Here is a 2541-nt window from a genome sequence, read left to right as displayed (position 1 = left end):
TTTTGATCGCTGGTGGATAAGCCAGATTCTTATCGACATTGATCACCCGAGGCTCTTGTGTATGAGGGCCATTCAACACTTTCGTCAGAAACCGTTTGGCAGCTTTGGCATCTCGCTTGGCTGTTAAGGCTGTGTCGCAAATAATGACTTTAGCGACAATAGCCCCGTAAAAATATAGGAGACTATGCAGCTACTCCAAAGATTTTGTTAATCAAAGATATTTGTCCTATGACATCTCCTTTCTCTACATTCGCGATCTGACCTTTGCGGATCATATTCATCGCTTCATATCCTTTGAGGGTTCGTCGAGCTGAGTCGAACGATCCAAAACCCATGCCAGGATTGACCAGAGTTTTGATTGCTCTATGGTCCTGCTCCACTATGTTATTCAGATATTTGACCTGGCGTAATTTAGTGGATTTTGGCAAGCATTCTTCTTTTTGTAGTTTTTTGATCGCTGGTGGATAAGCCAGATTCTTATCGACATTGATCACCCGAGGCTCTTGTGTATGAGGGCCATTCAACACTTTCGTCAGAAACCGTTTGGCAGCTTTGGCATCTCGCTTGGCTGTTAACAGGAAGTCCAGTGTATTGCCCTCAGAATCCACTGCACGATACAAGTATTTCCACTTGCCTCGGACTTTGATGTAAGTTTCGTCGACTCTCCAGGAGTCATTGGTAGGCTTGAGATAGCGGCGACAGCGCTTGTCGAGTTCATGGGCATACTTGAGAACCCAGCGGTTGATGGTGCTGTGGTCAACATCCAGCCCTCTTTCAATCATCATCTCTTCCAAGTCTCGATAACTTAGAGCATAGCGGCAATACCAACGGACATTGAGTAGGATGATCTCGGCTTGGAAATGTCGCCACTTGAAAAGCTCAGAAGTTTTCATTTACGAGAGAGAAAAACATGGGCTCTCACATTATCATCAGGCCGCTGACTGACCCCTGTTTTTGCGACACAACCGCGAGGAAGATTTTATGCTCCGGGTGCTGTTTAATCCCCATCACCAAAGGACCGGTAGGGGCAAACACCGCTATCAAATGCAGCAAGAGGATGCGACTAGCCTTGAGACTCGACCACACAGCACGGTTAAGCACACGATGATAATTCTGAAAATGGGGAGCTTGGCTCAACCCCATCACTCTTAAAATCGCACTGACTGTTCGCTTGCCAGGGGCAACAATCGCACCCACCAGCAGCACAATTGCCGATTCCCACACAGGCTTGGAAAACAGGGGGGCAAACAGTAAGATCAAAGGCACAAATTCTTTCGGTAGCAGGTTCATCAGGACAAATCAAAAAACACTATCCTGATCTTGCTACCTTTCCTCTTCCGAAAATGGATAAAGTCGAGCTAAGAGCAAATAATTGTTCTAGTATAGTAGGCAAAGGTTGCTTCTGCTCTCTAGAGGTATCAAATGCAGCAATTCTAAGTATGAGAACGGTTCTCAGTGAGATGATTCATTTCAAGTTGTTTGACTGACTGAGAGCGGCATTCTACCGTTCTGAAGCTTGGACACTAAAGCCATCAGAATTCCTATTTTTAGTACAAATGTTTCAAAATGAGAATTGCTGTATCAAATGCCACCTTATTGATCGGGGTCGGGTACTATGTTTTAGAAGTGAAGGCGTGGGGGGACTAGGCACTTAGATTTTAGATTATCTAGATTTTTTTGATTTGACGCGACAGCTTTATTGGGAAAATAAAGCTGCTGAGATTATTCTGAAAGGTCTAAGAGACAACGGTGTCTCTACTAATACAGCGTTTTTCATCTAGGTAGAGGACACTGGCAATACTGAAAGATATTGCTAGGAGTAGCTTCCAGCAATTTAGCTATGTCCTACTAAGCAACGATCCGCTGTAGATGCTTCTCAGGCAGTATTGTAGAGGCACCTTTGTAATAGTTCCCAAGCATTGCTTTGATTTAGCAGTTCAAGGATTTAATCGCTAAAGAGGTTGTGGAGTCTGCTAAGGGTCTCAGGGTTGAACGACACAGAACTTGGCTAGAGCTGGCAGAAGCACTTGTCAGGATAACTTTAGTCGTTATTCTTAATTTCTGCCTATAGAGCCCTAAGCCTGGCGGCTGTCAGCAAGAAACGACAAGGTTTAAATAATATTTAGCAATCGTTTCTGGTCAGTCTTCTAGAGAGGTCGATCAGAAATTTCTGTCATCAGCCTGTTGCTATAAGTCACTGAATGGGCATATTAACCTGAGGTGATGTACCACCTTAGCTTGTGTCACTTACCCATATTTATCTCAAATCCCATACTTAAGCATTGAATTTCATTTAAATAAAAATTTAACAGGATGACTTGATGATCATCTCCGACTTTGGAACCTGTAGAGCAGAGTCTGACAGTTTAGGACAAAAAGCAAGACAAAACTTTGTCATTCTGGGGGGTGGCATTGCGGGTCTTGCTGCTGCCCGAGAATTACTGAAAAGAGGCTGTAGCGTTACTCTTGTCGAGGCAGGGGTTGAAGTGGGCGGCCTCGCCCGCACCTTTGATCGAGATGGCTTCAGGCTCGAGATTGGGG

Annotated in this window: 4 protein-coding genes; 1 reads left to right on the top strand and 3 read right to left on the bottom strand. The window is 44.6% G+C overall.

Translation table 11 applies throughout. The features are described 5' to 3' along the window. The 3 genes from AC2VE5_RS25750 to AC2VE5_RS25740 all read right to left on the bottom strand — a co-directional run. Nucleotides 1-190: DDE-type integrase/transposase/recombinase (locus AC2VE5_RS25750; protein ID WP_486890420.1), on the bottom strand; the 190-nt coding region annotated here is incomplete at its 3' end. Next, on the bottom strand, nucleotides 183-893 hold the full coding sequence (locus tag AC2VE5_RS25745) for an IS6 family transposase (RefSeq protein ID WP_486890419.1): 711 nt from the start codon (nucleotides 891-893) through the stop codon (nucleotides 183-185). The genes AC2VE5_RS25745 and AC2VE5_RS25750, both read right to left, overlap by 8 nt. A 25-nt stretch (nucleotides 894-918) precedes the next feature. After that, nucleotides 919-1290: a transposase gene (locus AC2VE5_RS25740; protein ID WP_486890418.1), complete on the bottom strand. Its 372-nt coding sequence runs from the start codon at nucleotides 1288-1290 to the stop codon at nucleotides 919-921. A 1031-nt stretch (nucleotides 1291-2321) separates the two neighbouring features. Here AC2VE5_RS25740 and AC2VE5_RS25735 point away from each other — a divergent pair. Then, nucleotides 2322-2541 (top strand): FAD-dependent oxidoreductase (locus tag AC2VE5_RS25735; RefSeq protein WP_486890417.1); only part of this gene is annotated, 220 nt, incomplete at its 3' end.

The organism is Aliterella sp. E5.1 (assembly GCF_057473825.1).
The sequence above is the reverse complement of the archived record's forward strand: the minus strand, read 5'-3'. Positions and strand labels throughout refer to the sequence as shown.